The 23993-nt window shown below is 47.2% G+C and carries 14 protein-coding genes; 9 read left to right on the top strand and 5 right to left on the bottom strand.

Annotation, left to right across the window (positions count from 1 at the left end; all coding sequences use genetic code 11):
• The first annotated feature begins 5 nt into the window (after positions 1-5).
• Positions 6-548: a redoxin family protein gene (locus JYB63_RS22170; RefSeq protein ID WP_205660122.1), complete on the top strand. Its 543-nt coding sequence runs from the start codon at positions 6-8 to the stop codon at positions 546-548.
• 40 nt (positions 549-588) lie between these two features.
• Here JYB63_RS22170 and JYB63_RS22165 read toward each other — a convergent pair whose 3' ends face one another.
• Genes JYB63_RS22165 through rsuA form a run of 3 tightly spaced genes read right to left on the bottom strand, consistent with a single transcriptional unit; the run spans position 589 to position 3031 of the window.
• Positions 589-1263, bottom strand: a complete 675-nt coding sequence (locus JYB63_RS22165; protein ID WP_205660121.1) for a YciC family protein — start codon at positions 1261-1263, stop codon at positions 589-591.
• Between the two features lie 26 nt (positions 1264-1289).
• Complete coding sequence (locus JYB63_RS22160; protein WP_205660120.1) at positions 1290-2342, bottom strand: class I SAM-dependent methyltransferase; 1053 nt, start codon at positions 2340-2342, stop codon at positions 1290-1292.
• Positions 2342-3031 (bottom strand): 16S rRNA pseudouridine(516) synthase RsuA, encoded by a 690-nt coding sequence (rsuA, locus tag JYB63_RS22155; RefSeq protein WP_205660119.1) that lies wholly within the window; start codon positions 3029-3031, stop codon positions 2342-2344. The genes JYB63_RS22160 and rsuA overlap by 1 nt, the downstream gene beginning before the upstream one ends.
• Positions 3032-3174: 143 nt before the next feature.
• On the opposite strand from rsuA, the gene JYB63_RS22150 reads away from it, so the two are divergent.
• Positions 3175-4011, top strand: coding sequence for a 6-carboxytetrahydropterin synthase (locus tag JYB63_RS22150; RefSeq protein WP_205660118.1), 837 nt, complete (start codon positions 3175-3177; stop codon positions 4009-4011).
• Between the two features lie 67 nt (positions 4012-4078).
• Here JYB63_RS22150 and mutS read toward each other — a convergent pair whose 3' ends face one another.
• Together mutS and JYB63_RS22140 are read right to left on the bottom strand one after the other, a co-directional pair.
• A complete protein-coding gene (mutS, locus tag JYB63_RS22145; RefSeq protein WP_205660117.1) occupies positions 4079-6670 on the bottom strand; it encodes a DNA mismatch repair protein MutS in 2592 nt (863 codons plus the stop codon).
• Positions 6671-7020: 350 nt separating this feature from the next.
• Positions 7021-7554, bottom strand: coding sequence for an STY4526/YPO1902 family pathogenicity island replication protein (locus JYB63_RS22140; protein WP_205660116.1), 534 nt, complete (start codon positions 7552-7554; stop codon positions 7021-7023).
• Between the two features lie 1202 nt (positions 7555-8756).
• Between JYB63_RS22140 and JYB63_RS22135 the strand changes: the two genes are divergently transcribed.
• The 7 genes from JYB63_RS22135 (at position 8757) to JYB63_RS22105 (ending at position 23926) form a co-directional block, all read left to right on the top strand.
• Positions 8757-16466 (top strand): cadherin domain-containing protein, encoded by a 7710-nt coding sequence (locus JYB63_RS22135; RefSeq protein WP_205660115.1) that lies wholly within the window; start codon positions 8757-8759, stop codon positions 16464-16466.
• 340 nt (positions 16467-16806) lie between these two features.
• The gene (locus JYB63_RS22130) at positions 16807-17577 is read left to right on the top strand and encodes a substrate-binding periplasmic protein (protein WP_205660114.1); all 771 of its coding nucleotides are present in this window, start codon (positions 16807-16809) and stop codon (positions 17575-17577) included.
• 120 nt (positions 17578-17697) lie between these two features.
• Complete coding sequence (locus JYB63_RS22125; protein WP_205660113.1) at positions 17698-18195, top strand: CinA family protein; 498 nt, start codon at positions 17698-17700, stop codon at positions 18193-18195.
• Positions 18196-18290: 95 nt separating this feature from the next.
• Entirely contained in the window at positions 18291-19334 is a 1044-nt protein-coding gene (recA, locus tag JYB63_RS22120) for a recombinase RecA (RefSeq protein ID WP_205660112.1), read from the top strand.
• Between the two features lie 87 nt (positions 19335-19421).
• Positions 19422-19907 (top strand): regulatory protein RecX, encoded by a 486-nt coding sequence (locus JYB63_RS22115; protein WP_205660111.1) that lies wholly within the window; start codon positions 19422-19424, stop codon positions 19905-19907.
• 192 nt (positions 19908-20099) lie between these two features.
• Positions 20100-22655, top strand: a complete 2556-nt coding sequence (gene alaS, locus JYB63_RS22110; protein WP_205660129.1) for an alanine--tRNA ligase — start codon at positions 20100-20102, stop codon at positions 22653-22655.
• A 35-nt stretch (positions 22656-22690) separates the two neighbouring features.
• Positions 22691-23926 carry an aspartate kinase gene (locus tag JYB63_RS22105; RefSeq protein WP_205660110.1) on the top strand — a complete coding sequence of 412 codons (1236 nt, stop codon included), beginning with the start codon at positions 22691-22693 and terminating at the stop codon, positions 23924-23926.
• Positions 23927-23993: the final 67 nt, after the last annotated feature.

The raw sequence follows: 23993 nt of genomic DNA, 5'->3' as shown, positions 1-23993 counted from the left end.
AATCTATGACGAACCTGATACGCACGGCACTGCTGGCGTTTGGCGTCCTGATGTTAAGCAGTGTTGCCCAGGCTGCTCAGTTAAAGCAACCGGTGCCGGCTCCGGCACTGACTCAGACAGATCCCCTGGCATGGTTAAACAGCCCGCCGTTAAGTCTGGAAGATTTAAGGGGTAAGGTTGTTCTGCTGGACTTCTGGACCTTTGACTGCTGGAACTGCTACCGGTCTTTTCCCTGGCTGAACAGCCTTGAGGAAACCTTTGCTGATGATGACTTTATCGTGCTGGGCATTCATACCCCTGAGTTTGAGCATGAGAAAGTGCGTGATAATGTTGCTGAGAAAATCGCTGAGTTTAAACTGCATCACCCGGTTATGATGGATAATGATTTTGCTTACTGGCGGGCAATGGGCAACCGTTACTGGCCGGCATTTTATATTCTGGATAAACAGGGACAGGTACGTTCAGTGTATATTGGTGAAACTCATGCCAATACTGGCCAGGCAAATGCCATTGAAGCGGATATTCGCAGACTGCTGGCGGAAAGCTAGAAAAAAGGCCACTTAAAGTGGCCTTTTTTATATGTACTGATCAGCTTTGCTTTTCCCGCATGACACAGAATACCCGGAAGCCATAGATCATAAACAGGCAGTTCAAAAAGCCAAAAAAGATATCCTGCAGTGAGCGCACGGCCAGGGAATCAATGCCGATGGTGCTGAATAACCAGCTAACCGTTACGTTTGCACCGGTGATCAGCACAAAGAGGCAGGCCAGCCCGGTGAGTAAGTCCCAGAAGTAATCACGGGTGGTATCCCAGCTGTCCTTCATTGCTTCCAGCGGCGATGATTTTTCCAGCATACAGTGGTAGTCGGCAAAGGACCAGCGTACCGTCAGATACAGGCCCGGAATAATGAACATCATCAGACCTAATACGATGCCCGCACCGGAAATAAAGTACGTAAGGAACAGCGATCCCCAACGGGAGAGGCTTAGTTGAAGTGCCTGGAAAGCGGTCAGAGGACGATCCTGAACAACAGAGTCCAGATAGGCAATGGTTGCACCCCAGTACAGCGGCAGAAACAGAAGGCTGACCAGAGACAGCATCATGACTGAGGGGTCTATTTCCTGTTGTTCGCCGTCCAGTGAACTGAGCACGATGGTGCCGATAATGTTAAGTATGATAATAAACGGCAACTGTATCTTCATGATGGCGGTCAGATTCATTTTGAAGAAGAACCAGGTTTGCTTGAGATAGGTAAAAGCCATCTTAATTCCTGAAATAAAAAGAGTGATTAACGTTTAGGTTTAGCCAGTAATACCAGTTTGAAACTACCATTATCAGCAATTGTTTCAACCCGGTCGAAATGTGCGCTGGCTTTGCGTTCCAGTGGTATATGTAAATTCACCACAAAAGCCGCTATGCCGTCATTTTCCAGTCGGCGGCGGGTTGCGCGCAAAAAGATATCAGTGAGGTCACCGACAACACTGAAACCCTGATGAAACGGTGGGTTACAGATAACCATTGGGTAACGCTCCGAAATGCCTTCTGCACAGTTAGCCGGGATAACTTCACCATTGATGTTATGTTGGGTGAAGTTGTCCTGGCAGGCCTGCAGGGCGGTTGCATTATTGTCTGTGGCGGTGACAAAGCAGTCATCGCTGGCACAGTTCATAGCCAGATAACCATAGCCGCATCCCAGGTCCAGTACACGGTTTGGTAGCTGTTTTAGGCGTTCCATAAACAGTGGCAGTTGCTCGATCAGAAATTCACTGCCCTTATCAATTTTGTTCCAGCCAAATACCCCGGGTTTGCTTGAATACGCATAATTTGCGTCACTGGCAATTTCACGCAGCTGAGCGTAATCCTGATCATCGAGTAATTCCGTGTCGCAATCATCCGGCCGTGTCAGGATACCCATCCAGGTATTTTTATCGGATTTAGCCGTCTGAAGCTGACCATCAAAACGTTTCTTGGCTTTATCAAGATAGGTTTTAATCCCTTCGTTCTTTAATCCGGCAATAAACAACTGACCGCCGGGCTTTAGCAGGCGGATGGCCTGATTAATCACGTGATGAACAATCGGTTTTTCTTTAGAGATACGATAAATAAGCGTATCGATGCTGCCGTCCGGATAGCCGGAGAAGTCAAAATCAGTAAAGCGGCATTGCCAGCCCTGTTCTGAAAGCGTATCAGTCAGGTCAATGCGGTTGCTGATGACGATAATATTTGTACGTGGTGCAATTCCCAGTTCCGGCTGAAGAGCGTTTTCATCAGCAATCCACAGGGTTGTTCCTGTGGCCTGAATCAGTTCAGGCCGCAGCAGATCAAATGCAAAGTCTTTCATCAGATGCTTGCAACCTCTTCCGCAGTCAGGAAGCGGAATTCACCCGGCTCCAGGTCCTCATCAAGTGTGATACTGCCAATGCTTTCCCGGTGCAGGGCGACTACTTTGTTCCCCATAGCTGCAAACATGCGCTTCACCTGGTGATAACGGCCTTCCTGCAGGGTGACCCGGGCATGACAGTCATCAAGCTGTTCAAGTGTCGCCGGCAATGTTGGCTGGTCTTCGTTGCGTAGCATTATGCCTTCGGCAAAAGCAGGGGCTGTTTCAGGGCTGATCGGATCTTCTGTGGTGACAAGATACACTTTGTCGCAGTGGCGGCGCGGAGACGTTACGCGGTGGGACCATTGACCGTCGTCAGTAATCAGCACCAGGCCTGTGGTATCGATATCCAGACGCCCTGCCGGATGGAGGTTCTTAATGTTGTCCAGATCCAGCAGGTCAATAACCGTTGGGTGTTCCGGATCTTCCGTAGCGCAAATTGTATCCTGAGGCTTATATAACATCAGATAACGGGGGCCCGGCGGTGGAATTTCACGGCCGTCCAGCAGGACAAGATCACCGGATTTCACCTGAAAACCGTGGTCCTGATTGACTGCATCATTGATTTGCACCTTCTGACTCTTGATGAGGCGTTTGACCTGGCTGCGGGGCAGGCCGGTTGCCTGGCTGAGGTATTTGTCGAGTCGCATTATCTGAATGGTTACCGCTGTAATGGATAAAGGCGGGATTATACCTCAGTCTTGGGGCTCAGTTGTATGGCTGAATCATGCAAAAGCTTTCGGATTGAGCTAATATAGCGGCCCATTTAATAACCGATTCTGTGTGAAGCGACGTGAAGCTGTTTGTTGATAATTTAACCAATGTTGATTTTTCCTATCTGGATGCCCGGCGGGGCTTGCTGGGCGAGTCCTGGCTCGTACAGCTGGTGCTGGATGGCAGCCTGAATGAACAGGGGATGATTTGCGACTTCGGAATCGTTAAGAAAGCGGTTAAGCGCTGGTTTGATGACTGTATAGATCATGCGCTGGTTGTGCCGACCGGAATGAATGATCTGGTGTTACAGCAGGATGCACAGCAAACCGAAGTTGCGTGGAAATATCCGGGCGGCGAAACGTTCTACTGCCGCTCACCCCGCCAGGCGATTGTTCTGGTTGAGCTGGACAGTGTGACACCTGAGAGCCTGGCGCGTTGGTGTAAGGATCGGTTGCTGGCACTGTTCCCGGATGAAGTGCAGGGGCTGGAGATCAGCTTCGTGCCTGAAAATATTCAGGGTGCGTATTATCACTATAGTCATGGCTTGCAGCAGCATGACGGCAACTGTCAACGTATCGCACACGGCCACCGTTCGCGCATAGAGATTTTCCTGAATGGTCAGCGTGCTTCTGAAGAAGAGGCACGTTGGGCGGAAACGCTGCGTGATATCTATATCGGTACCCGTAGTCATCTGCAGAGTGGTGAAGGTGAAGAGCATCATTACCGGTACGATGCGCCGCAGGGGGAATTTGAAATTAAACTGCCGGCCAGCCGTTGCCATCTGATGGATACTGAAACCACTGTTGAACAGATTGCCTGTCACCTGGCTGAGCAGGTGAAGCAGGCTAATCCTGACTGTGATGTGATGGTGAAGGCGTTTGAAGGAGTGGGTAAAGGCGCGATAGCCACGGCTTAGATGATGACCCTCTGCACAAAAAAAAGCTGCCAATGGCAGCTTTTTTTATGTTCAGCAGAAATCTTGCTTATTGACGCATTGCAGCCTGCTTCAGGGCGTATAGCTGCTCCAGCGCTTCTCTGGGGGAAAGGTCATCCGGGTTAAGTTCCTGCAGTGATGTCAGGGCAGGATGAGGTGTCGGTGCAAAGAACAGATCTTCCTGCATTGGTGGCGTTTGTCGCTTGTGTTCACTGTGACCGGCATCATCTTCCAACTGGACCAGTTTCTGCTTAGCCCGGCGAATAACATGCTGAGGTACCCCGGCAAGTTGTGCTACCTGTAAACCGTAACTCTGGCTGGCAGGCCCTTCCTGTACTTCGTGCATGAAGACGATATGGTCTTTATGTTCCATCGCTGTTAAATGCACATTAAAGACTGCCTGGCTGAGTTCCGGTAATACCGTCAGCTCGAAATAATGGGTCGCAAACAAGGTTAAGGCTTTGACTTCGTTCGCTAAATATTCTGCTGCAGCCCAGGCCAGTGATAAGCCGTCAAAGGTACTTGTACCACGGCCTACTTCATCCATCAGTACCAGGCTGTGTTCGGTTGCGTTGTGCAGAATATTGGCGGTTTCGGTCATTTCAACCATGAAGGTGGAGCGCCCACCCGCCAGGTCATCAGAAGATCCCATGCGGGTAAAGATCCGGTCAACCAGACCAATAGTTGCCGCTGTTGCCGGTACGTAGCTGCCGATATGAGCCAGCAGAGTGATCAGGGCTGTCTGGCGCATGTAGGTGGATTTACCACCCATGTTCGGACCGGTGATAATCAGCATCTGCCGCTGTGGTGATAATGTCAGATTATTAGCGACGAAAGGTTCATCCAGTACATTTTCCACGACAGGATGACGCCCTTGCTGTATCTCGATAAGCGGCTTGTCGATCAGGGTCGGGGCTATAAACTCCAGGCTGTCTGCCCGCTCGGCAAGGTTGCTCAGTACATCAAGTTCAGAAAGGGCCTGAGCGCTGTCTTGCAGGGGAGCAAGCTGTTCCGCCAGTTGCTCAACCAGCGCTTCATAAAGGGCTTTTTCACGGGTCAGTGCGCGGCTCTTGGCGCTCAAAGCTTTATCTTCAAACTCTTTCAGCTCGGGAGTGATATACCGTTCGGCATTCTTAAGTGTTTGGCGACGGATATACTCCGCAGGCATATCGATTGCCTGGGATTTACTGACTTCAATGAAGTATCCGTGTACCCGGTTATAGCCCACTTTCAGGGTGGAGATATCTGTGCGTTCCCGTTCTCTCTGCTCAAGTTCGACCAGGTAACTGCCGGCGTTTTCGCTTAAGCCGCGTAATTCATCCAGTTCGCTGTCGTAGCCCTTGGCAATGACGCCACCGTCTCTGATAACCACCGGCGGGTTTTCAATAATGGCGCTTTGCAACAGTGTACTGAGTTCCGGGAATTCGCTGGCACTGTCTGATAGTTCGCTCAGGCGTGCCGGAAGATTGCCTGACAGCAGCTGCTGAATATCCGGCAGTGTCTGAAAGGCATTTTTAAGACGTTCAAGGTCACGCGGGCGGGCAGAACGAAGGGCGATGCGTGCCAGTACCCGTTCAATATCACCAATCTGCTTTAGGAAAGGCGAAAGTTGCTCAAACCTGTAGTTATCCATCAGCCACTGAATGGCGGCCTGTCTGCCAAGTAATGTGTTACGGCAGCGCAGGGGGCGATTAAGCCAGCGTCGCAGCATCCGGCTGCCCATAGGTGTTGCGGTTTTATCAATGACGGATGCCAGCGTGTTTTCTTTTCCGCCGGCAAGGTTGATATCTATTTCAAGGTTTTTACGGGTGGCGGCATCTAAGATGACACTTTCGTCCCGTTGTTCCAGAATCAGACGGCGGATGTGTGGCAGGCTGGTACGCTGGGTATCTTTTGCGTATTGCAGCAGGCAGCCGGCAGCACCCAGTGCCAATGGTACATGTTCACAGCCAAAGCCTGTCAGATCCTGTGTCTGAAACTGCTGGCATAACAGACGTTCAGCGGTTTCCAGTTCAAAATGCCACGGGGCCTGGGGGCGTAAACCTTTATATCCCTGAAGTTGTTCGCTCAGGGTCACCGTATCGTTATAAAGGATTTCGGCCGGTTTCAGGCGTTCCAGTTCCCCGAGCAGGGCTTCATCGCCAGTGATTTCCAACAGGCTGAAGCGGCCACTGCTAATATCAACAATAGCGATACCGTAGCTGGACTGCTGGTGGTTAATTGCCACAAGCAGGCTTTCACGACGTTCATCCAGCAGTGCCTCATCACTAATCGTGCCGGGTGTAACGACACGCATGACTTTCCGTTCAACCGGACCTTTGCTGGTAGCCGGATCACCTACCTGCTCACAGATTGCAACAGACTCGCCTGCGCGGACGATCTTGGCAATGTATCCATCGGCAGAATGAAACGGGATACCTGCCATAGGGATTGGGTTGCCGCCACTTTTCCCGCGGGCTGTGAGTGATATATCTAACAGCTGCGAAGCTTTTTTCGCGTCGTCGTAAAACAACTCATAAAAATCCCCCATACGATAGAACACCAATTGGTTTGGGTGCTCTGCCTTGATGCTCAGGTACTGTTGCATCATTGGAGTATGTGTTGTTTTGGAAGGGGCAGAATGTTCTGTGAGTTTACTCATTAAAAGGCTTTTAACTTAAATTTATCAGTGTTTTACTGAGTGTTCAGAGTGTGCATCACCTGTCTGGTGATATCCGCTATCAGTCGGCGATAATGTGGTTAAACGTGTAGTTTTAACAACGACAGAGTTTAACCGGTATTCTCAGATTTTTTCAGCCAACAGTCATTCTCTGAGACATAATCTTAAAAGTGAAACAGCATATCAAAAGCCTCTCTAAACCACTAACAGTTAAAGACGCCAGACCGGTAAAGATAGCTCGGAGTTTTTTTAAAGGTTTGTGGTGGGAAGACCAGCTTATCGCTGATGCTTCCCTGAAGGTTTTTTCTATCCGTGTCAGAAGTATTTTATTGTCAGCTAAGATGGTCTTTGAGAGCGGACCAGATCTGGTGTAAATCCACGCCTGTTTCTTTCGCAACTCTCAGAAATTTATGACGTTCGTTTACGTCTCTGAGTTCGTTCCATTTCATCCATATTATATGTTCGGTTGGTTCGTCACACTGCCGGGGGCGGCCATTTGAAGTCCCCCCAATGTTCAGCAGTTTTCGACGATGTGAAAATTCTGCAGCGTGCAGACCGAACAACCGTCGCATAAGACATAAGGGGGCGCCCAGCAGAAGGTAATTATCTTCAAGCTCCTTGAGCTCTTCGAGCTCTCTGATTTCTTTCATCTTTAAGCGAAGGCCATCCAGGTCGACCTGTACCTGCATGAACTGTTCCGCTTTTTCCGTAAGAAACTTTTGTTGGCCGTATGTCAGATTGGCTAAAAAGAACAGGTCATTATTAGAGAGAGACATAAGATTCTGCGGCGCAGTGTATGAATGTTCCAGTTCTACAAGTAGTGTTTGTGCTGCAGCTTTGCAAAGTTGTTTATGTGTACGTGACATTTATGGGGCCTCCTTACTCCTTAAAGTGTCATGATATATAGATTGTTTATCGACCGTAAAGATTCAAATAAACCATTGAAATTATGATATTTATTTGGTTCCTGTGCGTCTGAATATAATCCGTCAGATATATGGCTTTTCTTAATGTAAATCTTTATAAGCGCTTTTCTTTGATAATTAAAAGGCCTGATGATTTTGGTATGCAGTGATTTAGATCAGAACTTTTAAAATAAATATTAAAGCACTATAGGAGGGCGATAGGGGGGATAAAGAAAGGCATCCGTAAACTGATCTGGCATTGAAGGTTGTGAAAAATAAGACGGCAGACTCTGATACGTATTATCTGTTTTGGGTATCAGCACTGAAGATACTTCAACAGCTGTACAGTTGGCGTTTTCACAAATATTAATCTGATTGGGAGAAGTCAGAATGACGTCACTGCAGTTAGCAACTTTGCCGTTATCGGGAGTGTATGTGGGAAAAAATGTTTGCATACTTCCGGGGTGTTCGGATGACGTCCATACTGAATCATAAGCACTGACCGGTAATGTCAGTATCTGGGATATAAGTATCAGTGCCGTTAGAATCAAGTGCTTAGATTTCATTATTTTGTGTCTATCAATAAGTAAAGCTTTGTGATTTTTGTTGTAATGTCAGTCAGCTTTATATGGGCGTTAAAATAATTTACTCTTTTTGGCAGAAAGTTTGCAACAGGATAATGGAAATTAAGTTTTATATCGATTAGTAGATTTATGAAGGATTAACGTTAAGTCGGAAGTGCAGGCGTATATTAAACCTTGCTGTAGCACGAAAATATTATTTTTAAGCGCTGTATTTTTTGAACAGCTCAGATGTCAGTCTAAAAAGGAAAGATTCTGGATTTATGTAAGATACGGTTCTTGTTTATGCTTTATAGCCTTGTTTTGTAATCAGAAATTATCTCTCATTTAGTCTGATAGCAGTGTTCAGTATTTTTATTACTTTATGTTACAGAAGGAAACCTTTCCTTGTGTATAAAAAGTTACTTGCTTCGCTGGTTCGGGAATTAAGGCTTAATTCAGCTCCTGTAGTTAGATTAGCACTCTGCTTTAAGAGGGGCTTTTCCTCTTTTAAATTTGTTTTTCAGGCTGGGCGATGGATTGCCGGAGAGCCCCTCTGAGTTTGTTAACCAGAGGATGCAGTGAATACACACTTGCCGTGCAGTGAACAGTCGCGCCGTACATAACCAAGGAATGGACATGGCTAATAAAGATATCAATAACGCTCAGGGCATATTTGCCCCGGCTTCATCAAGCATCAATGGACAGCAATCGGCTGTCACTTCACCCGCCCCTACTTTTACCGTGGCTGAAAATTTATCTGGCGCGACTATCGGTACGTTTAGAGCGAATGATCAGGACAATGGTCAGACTCACACCTTTAGTGTTGATGATGCACGGTTTGAGTTTGTTGGTGCCGAACTTAAGCTCAAAGATGAATTCAGTCTGGACTATGAAGAAGCCGCTTTAGTGCCATTGGTTGTAACCGTGACCGATTCAGGCGGCTTATCCAACCAAATGAACATCACCGTTGGCGTGCTTAATGCAGGGGAGCCAATTGATCCGCAACTGACAAATGTTTCAACTTCTTCAGGCCCGGTTCCGGAAGATATCGCTGTAGGTGAACCCGTTGGTTTGCGTGTTAAAGCAACTGATCCTGATGGCGAGTCCGTTCGATATGAGCTGGTGGATGATGCAGGAGGATTATTTGCAATTGACGCTGAAACGGGTGAAGTGACAGCGGCAGCCCCCCTGGACTATGAAACAGCCAGCTCCCATGTTGTGCTGGTTCGTGCCGTTTCAGCAGATGGTTCTTCAGTTGAAAACGAATTTAACATCATTATCAGTGATGTTGACGAGGTGGTGCCGGTAAGTGCAATTGAAGATAACAACACTGCTGAAAATACGGTAGATGAGAACAGTGCCATAGGTACGGCAGTTGGTATTACTGCCACTGCTACTGCGGGCCAGGACGATAAAGTTACCTATAGTCTTCTTGATGATGCCGGTGGGCGTTTTGCAATTGATCCTGAAACAGGTGAAATCACCGTGGCAGGACCGCTGGATTATGAAGCATATGAGAGTCATACAGTAAGAGTGCTGGCAACAGCCAGTAACGGTACGACCAGTGAAGAAGAATTTACGGTTACTGTTTCAGATCTGGATGAAATTGTTCCGGTCAGCTCGGTTGTTGATAGTAATGCCGGGGATAATGCCGTGGAAGAAAACAGTGCGGTGGGAACAACCGTTGGTATTACTGCCACTGCTACTGCGGGCCCGGACGATAAAGTTACCTATAGCCTCATTGATGATGCCGGTGGGCGTTTCGCAATTGATCCTGAAACAGGTGAAGTCTCCGTAGCAGGTAAGCTGGATTATGAAACGGCTGACAGCCATACCGTAAGAGTGCTGGCAACAGCCAGTAATGGCACGACCAGCGAAGAAGAATTTACGGTTGCTGTTTCAGATCTGGACGAAATTGTTCCGGTCAGCTCGGTTGTTGATAGTAATGTCGGGGATAATGCCGTGGATGAAAACAGTGCGATTGGCACCCGCGTAGGGATAACTGCCAGTGCTGTAGCGGGGCAGGATGATTCAGTTATTTATAGTTTGGTGGATGATGCTGAAGGGCGTTTTGCCATAGATCCGAAAACCGGAGAAATTTCAACTGCCGCTGTATTGGACTATGAGGCTGCTGGTAGTCATACCGTACGTGTACAGGCGACAGCCAGTAACGGTACGGTAAGCGAAGAAACCTTTACGGTAGCTATTAATGACGTGAATGAAGCCCCAACGTTATTAGTAAATGGTCAGAAGGTTTCTGTAACAGAGACTTTTGAAAACGGCTCAACAGGCTGGAGTGACAATACAACAACCGATGGTGGCGAGAACGTTGGTACTTTCCTTGGGCGTTTTGGCAACGGCGGTGCCGTTGAGAAGACGTTTGATATTGATCCCGGCGCACAAAAAGCGGTCATTGAGTTTGATTTATATGAAATTGATTCCTGGGACGGTGAAAACTTCCGCATTGAAGTGATGGGGCAGCAGATAGACATCTCTTTAAATTGGAAAGGTGGAGCTGAAACAGAGTCTGGTGAGTCCGGGAATGTAAGCTGGTCTCTGGTTACACAGGAAACAGATGATGTATTGATCGGTCAAAAAGGGCGTCGCTGGTTTGATAATGATCAGATCCATAAGGTGCGCCTGGAAATAACGGAGCCAGAGTCATCTTTAACTTTAAAACTGAGTGATACGTTAAATCAGAGCGTAGCAGATGAGTCCTGGGGAATTGATAACCTGAGCGTTCAGGGAGTGGATGCATCAGGTAATCCTGTGACAGTGTCAATTACGGAAGGAATTTCTGGTGCCACTGTTGCTTCATTATCCGTGTCGGATCCAGACAGTGTTGGTGCTGTGAGCTATACCGTTGATGATGATCGCTTCGAAGTTGTAGATGGCACCTTAAAGCTGAAAGCTGATCAGAGCCTGGATTATGAAACAGAGCGTTCAGTGACAGTAACGGTGACGGTGACGGATGAAGAAGGTTTAACTGATCAGCAGATACTGAACATAGGTGTAATTGATGTTGATGAAGTTATACCCGTAGAGAGCATTGCTGATATCAACGCAGCCGATAACTCAGTGGATGAGAACAGTGCGCCGGGAACTGCAGTAGGTATTACTGCTCAGGCTAATGCTGGTTCAGGAGGTAAGGTTACATATTCTTTGACTGATGACGCGGATGGTCGTTTCGCCATTGACTCTGAAACCGGAGAAGTCACTGTTGCAGGTGAACTGAATTACGAAACAGCCAACAGTCATACAATTACGGTACAGGCGACAGGCAGCAACGGCACCAGCAGTGAAGAAGATTTCACTATTGCAGTCAATGACGTCAATGAGGCGCCTACCCTGATCGTGGGTATGGAAGGTCTCCGCAATACAGGTGTGGAAACTTTCGAGAATGGTACCCCAAATACTTGGTGGACGAATGAAGCCATTACAGATGGCGGTGCCAACTTCAGCAACTTCTTAGGTCGCTATGGTAATCAGGAAGTTGGCACTGTACTGGATGTGGTCCGCGGAGCGGATAAAGCGGTTATTGAGTTTGATTTATATGAAATTGACTCCTGGGATAACGAAAACTTCACCGTTCAGGTACAGGGTGAAGAGATAGAAATTCCGCTGTCCGGTCGCCGTGATGACGAAAGTAGCTCAGGTGTTCAGGGAGATGTTAGTTGGTCGCTGGTAACCCAAGCTCCCGGGGCTGATTTAGGTTTTTCTTCGAAGTGGACAAAGGATCAGATTCATAAGGTTCGCCTGGAAGTGAAAAATCCGGGTGGAGTTCTTCTCATGGATGCTCCTGCGTATTTAGATTATCTCGATTTAACCTTTGGCAGTACTCTGGATGAAAGTATTGAAAATGAATCCTGGGGTATTGATAACTTAAGCGTTCAAAGCCAGGACAGCGCGGGTAATCCGTTAACAATGGCGGTCTTGGAAGGCCTGCCAGGTTATCAGATTGCAGCATTAGGTGTGAGTGATCCCGATACATCAGGGAATGTCACTTACAGTGTTGATGATGATCGCTTTGAAGTCGTTAATGGCGTACTTAAGCTAAAGTCAGATCAGGCGCTGAGTTATGAAGAAGATCCGTCTGTAACACTTACAGTAACGGTGACCGATGAAGGCGGTCTGAGCGATCAGCAGACGCTGAGCTTTGGTGTAATGACTGAAGAACATATCACCGGTGTGTCACCAGTGGATAATGTTACTGATACCAATTCAGCAGATAACTCAGTGGATGAAAACAGTGCGTTGGGAACCACCGTAGGTATCACTGCTCAGGCAAATCCCGGTACAAGTACAGAGGTTACATATGCTTTGACTGATGACGCAGAAGGTCGCTTTGCGATTGACGCGCAAACCGGAGAAGTCACCGTTGCAGGTGAGCTGGATTATGAAGCTGCCAGTAGTCATACAATTTCAGTGTTGGCGACAGGTAATAATGGCACCAGCAGTGAAGAAAATTTCACCATTGCAGTGAATGACGTAAATGAAGCTCCGACGTTATTAGTAAATGGTCAGAAGGTTTCTGTAACGGAGACTTTTGAAAACGGTTCAACAGGCTGGAGTGACAATACAACAACTGATGGCGGCGAGAACGTTGGTACTTTCCTTGGGCGTTTTGGCAGTGGTGGTGCCGTTGAGAAGACGTTTGATATAGATCCCGGCGCAGAAAAAGCAGTTATTGAGTTTGATTTATATGAAATCGATTCCTGGGATGGTGAAAACTTCCGCATTGAAGTGATGGGTCAGCAGATAGACATCTCTTTGAATTGGAAAGGGGGAGCTGAAACAGAATCTGGCGAGTCTGGGAATGTAAGCTGGTCTTTGGTTACACAGGAAGCAGATGATGTATTGATCGGTCAGGAAGGGCGTAGCTGGTTTGATAATGATCAGATCCATAAGGTGCGTCTGGAAATAATGGAGCCAGAGTCATCTTTAACTTTAAAACTGAGTGATACGCTGAATCAGAGCGTAGCAGATGAGTCCTGGGGGATTGATAACCTGAGTGTTCAGGGAGTGGATGCATCAGGAAATCCTTTGACTGTGTCAATTACGGAAGGTATTTCCGGTGCCACTGTTGCTTCATTATCCGTGACAGATCCAGACGGTGTTGGTGCTGTAAGTTATGCCGTTGATGATGATCGCTTTGAAGTTGTAGATGGTAATCTAAAGCTGAAAGCTGATCAGAGTCTGGATTATGAAGCTGAACGTTCAGTGACCGTAACGGTTTCGGTGACGGATGAAGAAGGTTTAACTGATCAACAAACACTGAACATAGGTGTAATTGATGTTGATGAAGTAATACCTGTAGAGACCGTTACTGATACGAATGCAGCGGATAACTCGGTGGATGAGAACAGTGCGCCGGGAACTGCAGTAGGTATTACTGCTCAGGCTAATGCTGGTTCAGGAGATAAGGTTACATATTCTTTGACTGATGACGCGGATGGTCGTTTCGCGATTGACTCTGAAACCGGAGAAGTCACCGTTGCAGGTGAGCTGGATTATGAAACAGCCAGTAGTCATTCAATTACGGTGCTGGCGACAGGCAGTAACGGCACCAGCAGTGAAGAAGATTTTACGATTGCTGTTAGTGATGTGAATGAGGCGCCGGAATTGGTCGTAACCGGTCAGGGTGGTGCTGTTATCGAAACGTTTGAGAGCGGAGCTGAAGGCTGGACGAATAACACCACTACAGACGGCGGGGAGCATCTCAGCACTTTCCTTGGACGTTTTGGTAACGGTGGTTCAGTTGAGAAGACATTTGCAATTGACCCCGGTGCTGATAAAGCCTTCATTGAGTTTGACTTGTATGAAATTGATTCCTGGGATAGTGAGCTGTTCCGCATTGATGTGGCTGGTCAGCGTATCGAAATTCCTTTGAACTGGACGGAGAATAACGAAACAACTGAAGGTGTTAGCGGAAATGTTACCTGGTCTCTGGTTACTCAGGGCGATGGCGCTGCACTGGCAGGTACCCATGGGATTTCCTGGAGTGATAGTGATCAGATCCATAAGGTACGTTTAGAAATTGATCAGCCTGAATCCACCATTACGCTAGCCCTGAGCGATACTCTGGATCAGAGAGTGGCGGATGAATCATGGGGAATCGACAACCTGAGTGTTCAGGGGGTTGATACATTAGGTAATCCGTTAACATTGTCAATTACGGAAGGCGTAGCAGGTGCTGCTGTTGCTACTCTATCTGCGCAGGATTCAGATGGCGCAGGTGACGTAAGTTATGCTGTTAATGATGATCGCTTTGAAATTGTAGACGGAGTTCTGAAGCTCAAAGCAGACCAGAGTCTGGACTATGAAACTGAAAGCTCAGTAACGGTTACAGTAACGGTCACTGATGCTGGAGGTTTAACGGATCAGCAGACGCTTACAATCGGTGTAATTGACGTTGATGAAATGGTGCCGGTAAGCGCTATTGAAGATGCTGATACTGCAGAAAATGCAGTGGATGAAAACAGCGCTGTGGGTACTGGTGTTGGTATCACTGCGAGTGTTACCGCGGGTCCTGATGATACTGTGACGTATAGTTTGATGGATGACGCAGGTGGCCGTTTTGCAATCGATTCTGAATCCGGTGAGATCACTGTAGCAGGCGAGCTGGATTTTGAAGCTGCCAGTAGTCATACGGTTAAAATTCTGGCGACAGGAAGCAATGGCACCAGTAGTGAAGAGAACTTCACCATTGCAGTAAATGATGTGAATGAAGCGCCAACGCTGGTTGTAGTTCCTCAGGGAGGGCGCGTCACAGAAACCTTTGAAAACGGTGCAGCCGGCTGGAGTAATAACAAGACAACAGATGGTGGTGATAACTTCACGACCTTCCTGGGGCGTTTTGGTAACCAGCTTGGTACTAATATCTGGTCTGGTGGCCCTGTGGGTAATGATGTTGTTGAGAAGACTTTTGCTCTTGCTGGAGATGCTGATAAGGCCGTTATCGAGTTTGATCTGTACGAGATAGATTCCTGGGATGATGAAGAGTTTATTATCGAAGTAGCAGGTGAAGGGATTCGTATTCCGCTATCTGTACATAGTGATGAAGCTGAACTGTCGGGTACTTCGGGAAATGTTAACTGGTCATTTGAGCCGCAGGGGGAAAGCGCTGACTTAGGTTTTACATCAGCTTGGTATGTAGAGGGAACGGACCAGATTCATAAAGTTCGTCTGGAAATAGCCGATCCGGGCAGTGAGCTTAACTTGAAGCTAAGCAGTACTCTGGATGAGTTTATTGAAAATGAGTCCTGGGGTATTGATAACCTGAGTGTTCAGGAACTGGATGCGCAGGGACGTCCGTTAATCCTGTCTGTACAGGAAGGTGTATTCGGAGCATCTGTTGCGACATTAGCGATGCTGGATCCAGACAGCGCTGATGCTGTAGCTTACACAGTAGATGACAATCGTTTTGAAGTTGTTGATGGTGTTCTGAAGCTGAAGGCCGACCAGAGTCTTGATTATGAAACTGAGAGCTCGGTTAAAGTAACAGTAACAGTGACTGATGACGGCGGGCTTTCAGATCAGCAAGTACTGACAATTGGTGTTATTGATGTTGCTGAAATTACACCGCTTAGCCAGATTTCAGATCTTGACACTGCAGATAACGCTGTAGATGAAAACAGTGCAGTTGGCACCAGTGTAGGTATTACTGCCAACGCTGTTGCAGGTCCGGATGATACTGTTAGCTACGCCTTAACAGATGATGCGGAAGGCCGTTTTGCAATTAATTCTGAAACCGGTGAGATTACTGTTGCTGGCGGGTTGAATTATGAAGCAGTAAACAGCCATACCGTTCAGGTGCAGGCGACTGCCAGTAATGGCAGTGTTGAGAATACTGCGTTTGATATTAATGTCCGGGACGTCAACGAAGCTCCGGAAATTATAATCGATCGCCCTGCTTCTGCTCCTGATGGTCCTACGACTCTTGATGGACCTACTGCTATTGATGGTCCTACTACTATTGATGGTCCTACTACTATTGATGGTCCTATCTTCATCATGGATGACTTGGAAGTGCAGGCATTTTCGGCTGTAAGTCTGTCTGATGGTGGTGAGAAGGTTTTTGGCCGGGATGACTCTGTGGGTCTGGACATTGCCGATTTGCTTGATGAGGATGGCGAAGAGGAGCTTGACACCTTGGTTGGCAGCTTGGTGGATGAGAATGCAACAACTCTTGTTCAGTCTGGGGCTGTCGATAACCGTACTGATCAAATTGATGATGCATTCTATGCATTGAATACGACAGATCAGAATCATTCAGGGCTTAATCTGGAGACTCCTGACATCTTGTTCTGAATGGCGTAACGGAAGAGCTTGGTTAGTATTATTGGCCAAGCCTTTCAATGAGTATTCTCACCTTTTAGCCCTGCATGTCAGGGCTTTTTTATTTCACTTATGTCTGAGTGCTTCGAGAATCAGGTGTGTATGTTTTGAGAGGTGTTTTGCAACGAACATCTGAATGATTAACCAGCGATGTACTTCTGATCGTGTGAATGTGTTTAAGCCTATGAGTTTTCATAGTACTAAGTTCTGCAGTGTTCAGAAAATTTTGTTATAAATTCCGGCTGTAAACGCAAAAAGAATGTTTGAATGATTTGTAACAGAGTAAATATTCATGATTCTCAGGTCTGTTGTAATGCGAGTGCTCCTGATCGCTGTTTCATTTTGTATGACCGTGAGCTATGCGGTTGCAGATAAGCGTGTCATTCATCTGGTTACGGGACCGGATTATGCTCCCTACGCGAGTATGGAATTGTCTGAGGGAGGTGTGGTTTCAGAAGTTGTGTCGCGAGTTTTCGATGAAATAGGGTATAAAACAGAGCTATCTTTTTATCCTTGGAACCGTGTTTATCAGCGGGTACTTAATGTTCAGAGCGATGCGACATTTCCTTATGCCTGGGGACGTGAAAGAGCTCAGCTGTTTCTTTATTCACGGCCGGTGAACCGGATAAATATCAGGGTGTTTATGCATCAGGAGACCAGGTTCAGCTTTACTGGGCCTGATGATCTGAAAGGATTATCTTATTGTCAGCCATTGGGTTACCAGACTGAGCCCGAGCTGGAAAATATGATTGAGAAGAATGTTTTACAGCGTTTTGAAGCACGTGATATGGACGGTTGCTTTGAAATGTTATCGGCAAAGAGAGTAAATTTTGTTATTTCAAATGATTTGGTTGGCCGGAGTTCAGCAGAAAGAGTGCTGAGTGCGGAAATGAGGTCATTCATAGTGGCTGCTGAAGAACCCTTTCGTACAATCTCAGAGTATCTGATTATCAGTAAAGAACATCCGGATGCGGAGTACCTTATTGGCGCTTTTAATACTGCTTATGAGGTTCTGCTGGAAAATGGCACTCTGGACAGGATATGGCAGCGGCATTTAGGGGGTGAAGCAATAGCTGTTGATTAGCCTGATTTGTTCGTATTTGCTGTTGGATCAAATGATCCATCTGCTTTTACTTTAACTTGTATAGCGGTCAGACAGACTACATCCTATGTACAACTCCCCAGTTATTGAGTAAGTGAGTATATGGCTACAGATATTATTGAGACACAGGTTCGTAAGCTGGCAAAGCTATCAGAAGATATGGGAGTGATGATTGCGACAGCTGAATCCTGCACCGGCGGAGGGATTGCGACTGCAATCACAGAGCTGGCAGGTAGCTCGGCATGGTTTGACGCAGGGTTTGTCACCTACAGTAACCAGGCTAAAAATAAGATGCTGGATGTTCCTTCAGAGCTTATTGAAGCTCATGGCGCAGTCAGTGAAGAGGTGGTGCTGGCCATGGCGAAAGGTGCTGTGGCCAACAGTCAGGCTCAGTTGAGTGTAGCTGTCAGTGGTGTGGCTGGGCCCGGTGGTGGTAGTGAATTAAAGCCTGCCGGGACTGTATGGATCGCCTGGCAGAGTCCTGCTAAGTCAGTTTCACAGGTTTTTCAGTTTTCCGGTGATCGGCATTCTGTCCGACTTCAGACTATAGAACAGGCACTTAGCGGACTGATAAAGTTACTGGATAAAAATACTGTATAAAAAAACATATTTTTACTTGCAATGTGATTAACCTCCGATAATAATGCTGTGCAAACGTACAGTATTTAATTCTCCACAGATTTATAGGTTCTAATATGGACGACAACAGAAAGAAAGCTCTTGATGCTGCCCTGGGTCAGATCGAACGTCAGTTTGGTAAAGGTGCGGTTATGCGCATGGGTGATCAGCCGCGTGAAGTTATTCCTGCTGTGTCGACCGGTTCCCTGACGCTGGATATTGCGTTAGGCATCGGTGGTTTGCCTATGGGTCGGATTGTTGAGATTTACGGTCCGGAATCATCCGGTAAGACAACTCTGACATTACAGGTTATTGCGGAAGCTCAGAAGCTTGGTAAAACATGTGCATTCGTTGATGCGGAGCATGCGCTGGATCCGACATACGCAGAAAAACTGGGTGTAAATGTTGATGAAATGCTGGTGTCTCAGCCAGATACCGGTGAGCAGGCGCTGGAAATTACAGATATGCTGGTGCGCTCCAGCGCTGTAGATGTACTGGTAATCGACTCTGTAGCTGCACTGACACCTAAAGCCGAAATTGAAGGCGATATGGGTGATTCCCATGTAGGTCTTCAGGCGCGTCTGATGTCTCAGGCATTGCGTAAGCTGACTGCGAATGTCAAGAATGCCAATACACTGGTTATCTTCATTAACCAGATTCGTATGAAGATCGGTGTGATGTTCGGTAGTCCTGAAACGACAACCGGCGGTAACGCTCTGAAATTCTACTCTTCCGTTCGTCTGGATATTCGCCGGATCGGTGCTGTGAAGCAGGGCGATGAAATTGTTGGTAACGAAACCCGCGTAAAAGTAGTTAAGAACAAGGTTGCTCCGCCGTTCCGTCAGGCTGAATTCCAGATCCTTTATGGTCAGGGTATCTACCACATGGGTGAGGTTATTGATCTGGGCGTGAAAGAAGGTCTGATCGATAAGTCCGGTGCATGGTATGCGTATAAGGGCGATAAGATTGGTCAGGGTAAAGCGAATGCGGCGCGTTATCTGGAAGAGAACTCAGATGTAGCCTCTGAAATTGAAGCAGCTATCCGTGCCAAGCTGCTGACAACGCCTGTTACTCAGGAAGAAGATGAAGAGGCAGAAGCGGCTCCTCAGCTGGATCTGTAACAAACATCGTTCGGTGTAAATGAAATGATGAACTGTAAACCCTGCTTTTAGCGGGGTTTTTTGTGTCTGTTAAAAAGGGGAAACTCTATGGGTTTTAACCGTTCAGGAAAAACCGGAAAAACACTCGAGACTGAGTCGGATATTAAAAATGCAGCCTTGGGTTTGTTAGCTCGCAGGGAGCACTCAGTGAAAGAGCTGATGACGAAGTTAGTTGCGAGATGTGCAGATGAGGACATGCTGGATAATGTCATATTCAGTTTGCAGGAAAGTGGCTATGTCAGCGATCAGCGTTTTGTTGAGAGCTTTTTGCGCCAGAGGGTATATCAGGGTTTTGGTCCTAAAAAAATTCAGTTCGATATGAGAGATAAAGGTATATCTTCAGACATGCTTGATCTGGCAATGCAGGAGCAGGAAATTGACTGGTTTGCACAGGCGCTGGATGTCTATCGCCGTAAATTCAGAAGCGAAGAAAGTTTTGATGCGAAGGGGTACGCAAAACGCATGCGTTACATGATGCAAAGGGGATTTGATGCAGAACAGACTCGCTATGCTATTGATGCAAAAGAAGAATAAATCCTGTTAATCAAAGAGAAATATTAATATAAGCCTTAGTTGCTAAAAATATTCGAACAATTTTTTGTCACGTTATATACTACATCGCCATTTTTACACTGTTTTTTCCGGTTGCTTTTGATTGAATGCGTAGGTAAATGAATCGATCAGGGTGCTATTTTAGGTGTTGCGAGCGATAACTGTATGAAAAATATGACAAGTGCCGAACTGCGACAGGCATTTCTAAACTACTTTGAAAACAACGGCCATCAGATTGTTGAAAGTAGTTCACTGATCCCTGCCAACGACCCTACCCTGATGTTTACTAACGCGGGTATGGTTCAGTTTAAGGATGTGTTCCTGGGAAGTGATCAGCGTCCTTACACCCGTGCGACTACCTCGCAGCGCTGTGTGCGTGCCGGCGGTAAGCATAACGACCTGGATAACGTAGGTTATACAGCGCGCCACCATACTTTCTTTGAAATGCTGGGTAACTTCAGCTTTGGTGATTACTTCAAGCGTGATGCGATTAATTTTGCATGGACGTTCCTGACAGAAGTACTGCAGCTGCCGAAAGAAAAGCTGTGGATTACGGTTCATATTAGCGATGATGAAGCGGAAAAAATCTGGAAGGAAGAAGTAGGCATCGATCCGGAGCGCTTCTCAAAACTGGATGAAGATAACTTCTGGTCTATGGGTGATACCGGGCCTTGCGGACCTAGTTCTGAAATCTTCTACGATCACGGTGCGGACGTTTGGGGTGGGCCTCCGGGCAGCCCTGAAGAAGATGGTGATCGCTATATCGAAATCTGGAATCTGGTATTCATGCAGTTTAACCGTGCTGCTGACGGTGAAATGACGCCATTACCGAAACCATCAGTTGATACCGGTATGGGGCTTGAGCGTATTGCTGCAGTTCTGCAGAACGTACATTCCAACTATGAAATTGATTTGTTCCAGAACCTGTTGAAGGCTGCTGCCGCTGCTGTCGGTAGCAACGATCTGGACAATAAATCCCTGCGGGTTATCGCCGACCACATCCGTTCATGTTCATTCCTGATACTTGATGGTGTTATTCCGAGTAATGAAGGTGCAGGTTATGTCTTGCGCCGTATTATTCGCCGTGCGGTACGTCATGGTAAGAAACTGGGTGCACAGGGCGCGTTTTTCCATAAGCTGGTGGCTGCACTGGTTACCGAAATGGGTGCTGCTTATCCGGATCTTGCAACTCAGCAAGAACTGATTGCAAAAGTCCTGCTGAAAGAAGAAGAGCAGTTTGCCAAGACGCTTGAGCATGGCATGGGGCTGCTTGAAACTGTTATTTCCAAGCTGGAAGGAACAGAGATTCCCGGTGAAACAGTTTTCAAACTTTACGACACCTATGGTTTCCCGGTTGACCTGACTGCAGATGTTGCCCGTGAGCAGGAACTGACCATTGATATGGCCGGTTTTGAAACGGCAATGGAGCAACAGCGCACACAGGCGCGTGCGGCAGGTAAGTTCAGTGTTGATTATAACGACGGACTATCACTGGAAGGTGAAACCAGCTTTACTGGTTACGAGCATTTACAGGGTTCAGCCAAAGTTGTTGGTTTGTTCTCGAACGGTGCTGCTGTAGATGTTCTTAATGCCGGTGATAAAGGGATTGTTGTACTTGATGAGACTCCTTTCTATGCCGAGTCTGGTGGTCAGGTAGGTGACAGCGGTTTACTTAAAGCAGAAGACCTGGTTTTCGCTGTGGCTGACTGTACTAAAGAAAGTAAGAGTCACCTGCATCACGGTGAGCTGCAACAGGGAACTATTAAAGTTGGTGATACTCTTTTCCCTGAAGTTGATGCTGAACGACGTCAGAAGACTGCTGTTAACCATTCCGCGACTCACGTTCTTCACGAAGCGCTGCGTCGTGTATTAGGTTCACATGTTCAGCAAAAAGGCTCCCTGAATGATGCAGAACGTTTGCGTTTTGACTTTTCGCACTTTGAAGCAGTAACGGCTGAAGAGCTGCAAGCAGTAGAAGATATGGCGAATGAAGAAATTCGCCGTAACACGCTGATTGAAACTGACATCATGGATATTGATTCCGCCAAAGAAAAAGGCGCAATGGCGCTGTTTGGTGAGAAGTACGATGATGAAGTACGTGTTTTAACGATGGGTGGAGACTTCTCTGTTGAGCTGTGTGGTGGTACTCATGCGCAGCGTACAGGTGATATCGCTTTGCTGAAGATTGTTTCAGAAGGCGGTATTGCTGCAGGTGTTCGCCGGGTAGAAGCGGTTACCGGAAAGGCAGCTCTGGACTTTATGGCCGGAGTGAGCGCGCAGTTACAGGATAAGCTGACAGATCAGCAGGGTAAGACCCGTCAGTTGGAAAAAGAGCTTGAGCAGCTGAAAGCGAAGCTGGCAGCAGCGAAAGGGGCTGACCTGGTCAGCGCTGCTGCGGATGTTGCTGGCGTAAAAGTATTAGCGGAAGTGCTTGAAGGTATTGAGCCGAAAGCACTGCGTGACACAATTGATCAGTTGAAGAATAAATTAGGCAGTGCTGTTGTTGTGCTGGCGACAGTAGCTGACGGTAAAGTCAGTCTTGCTGCCGGTGTCAGCAAAGATTTGACTGCTAAAGTAAAAGCTGGCGACCTGGTTCGCGAATTAACAGCTAAGCTGGGTGGTAAGGGCGGTGGACGTCCGGATTTTGCTCAGGGTGGTGGTACCGATGCAGCAGCGTTGCCTGCTGTTCTGGCAGAAGTTGCCGGACTGGTGGAAAACAATTTGTCGTAGTTTTTAGTCTGCAAGGCTATTAAGGAAATAGGTAAATGGCCCTATTTGTACAGAAATATGGTGGCACCTCTGTTGGCTCGGTAGAGCGGATTCAGGCTGTTGCCGATAAAGTGAAAGGCTTTCGTCAGGCTGGTCACGATGTTGTGGTTGTTGTTTCTGCAATGAGTGGCGAGACCAATCGTCTGATTGGAATGGCTAAGGAAATGCAGGAGCAGCCTTCTCCACGTGAGATGGATGTGCTGGTTTCTACCGGTGAGCAAGTGACCATTGCGCTATTATGTATGGCACTGGAGGCCCGTGGTGTGAGCGCACGCTCATTCACCGGCAGTCAGGTTAAGATTCTGACTGATGACAGCCATATGAAGGCGCGTATTCAGGATATTGAAGTTGACCAGATGCGTGCTGAGCTGGATATGGGCCGCGTTGTTGTGGTTGCCGGTTTCCAGGGGGTAGATGAGCTGGGTAACATTACTACGCTTGGGCGTGGTGGCTCTGATACTACAGGTGTGGCGCTTGCTGCTGCGCTGAAGGCTGATGAATGTCAGATTTATACAGACGTGGATGGTGTGTATACAACCGATCCGCGGGTTGTTGAAGGCGCTCAGCGTCTCGACGAGATTACTTTTGAAGAAATGCTGGAAATGGCCAGCCTTGGTTCAAAAGTACTGCAAATTCGGGCTGTGGAATTCGCTGGCAAATATAATGTGCCGTTGCGTGTATTACACAGCTTTCAGGATGGACCAGGAACGCTTATAACTACAGAGGAAGAGGATACAGTGGAAAAACCGGTCATTTCAGGGATTGCCTTTAACCGCGACGAAGCAAAACTGACAATACTGGGTGTCCCTGATATTCCAGGCGTAGCTTCGCGGATTTTGGGTCCAGTCAGTCGTGCTAATATCGAAGTCGATATGATTTTGCAAAATGTGTCGGCAGATAACACAACAGACTTTACATTTACTGTGCACCGCAATGATTTTAACCAGGCAGAAGAGATTCTGGTGAAGGTTAAAGAAGAGCTGGGTGCCCGTGAAGTTGTTGGTAATAACAAGATAGCTAAAGTATCAATTGTTGGTGTAGGCATGCGTTCGCACGCAGGTGTGGCCAGTAAGATGTTTGATTCCCTGGCTAATGAAAACATCAACATTCAGATGATTTCTACCTCAGAGATTAAGGTCTCTGTTGTCATTGCTGAAAAGTACCTGGAGTTAGCTGTCCGGGGTCTGCATTCAGCGTTTGATCTGAATGCCGTTGATACAGTTAGTGAATAGCAGCCACTGTTTAAGTAGTTCTGTGTTGCTGTTGTTGCACATTTTATTTGTTTAACGCCAGAGGTCT

The sequence above is a fragment of the Aliamphritea spongicola genome (assembly GCF_017051665.1).
Lineage (GTDB): Bacteria > Pseudomonadota > Gammaproteobacteria > Pseudomonadales > Balneatricaceae > Amphritea > Amphritea spongicola.
The sequence above is the reverse complement of the archived record's forward strand: the minus strand, read 5'-3'. Positions and strand labels throughout refer to the sequence as shown.

Bases quoted from the DNA above. Each gene is read 5' to 3' on its own strand.
- JYB63_RS22170 (WP_205660122.1), top strand. From the start codon at position 6: ATGACGAACCTGATACGCACGGCACTGCTGGCGTTTGGCGTCCTGATG.
- JYB63_RS22165 (WP_205660121.1), bottom strand. From the start codon at position 1,263: ATGGCTTTTACCTATCTCAAGCAAACCTGGTTCTTCTTCAAAATGAAT.
- JYB63_RS22160 (WP_205660120.1), bottom strand. From the start codon at position 2,342: ATGAAAGACTTTGCATTTGATCTGCTGCGGCCTGAACTGATTCAGGCC.
- rsuA (WP_205660119.1), bottom strand. From the start codon at position 3,031: ATGCGACTCGACAAATACCTCAGCCAGGCAACCGGCCTGCCCCGCAGC.
- mutS (WP_205660117.1), bottom strand. From the start codon at position 6,670: ATGAGTAAACTCACAGAACATTCTGCCCCTTCCAAAACAACACATACT.
- JYB63_RS22140 (WP_205660116.1), bottom strand. From the start codon at position 7,554: ATGTCACGTACACATAAACAACTTTGCAAAGCTGCAGCACAAACACTA.
- JYB63_RS22130 (WP_205660114.1), top strand. From the start codon at position 16,807: ATGCGAGTGCTCCTGATCGCTGTTTCATTTTGTATGACCGTGAGCTAT.
- JYB63_RS22125 (WP_205660113.1), top strand. From the start codon at position 17,698: ATGGCTACAGATATTATTGAGACACAGGTTCGTAAGCTGGCAAAGCTA.
- recA (WP_205660112.1), top strand. From the start codon at position 18,291: ATGGACGACAACAGAAAGAAAGCTCTTGATGCTGCCCTGGGTCAGATC.
- JYB63_RS22115 (WP_205660111.1), top strand. From the start codon at position 19,422: ATGGGTTTTAACCGTTCAGGAAAAACCGGAAAAACACTCGAGACTGAG.
- alaS (WP_205660129.1), top strand. From the start codon at position 20,100: ATGACAAGTGCCGAACTGCGACAGGCATTTCTAAACTACTTTGAAAAC.
- JYB63_RS22105 (WP_205660110.1), top strand. From the start codon at position 22,691: ATGGCCCTATTTGTACAGAAATATGGTGGCACCTCTGTTGGCTCGGTA.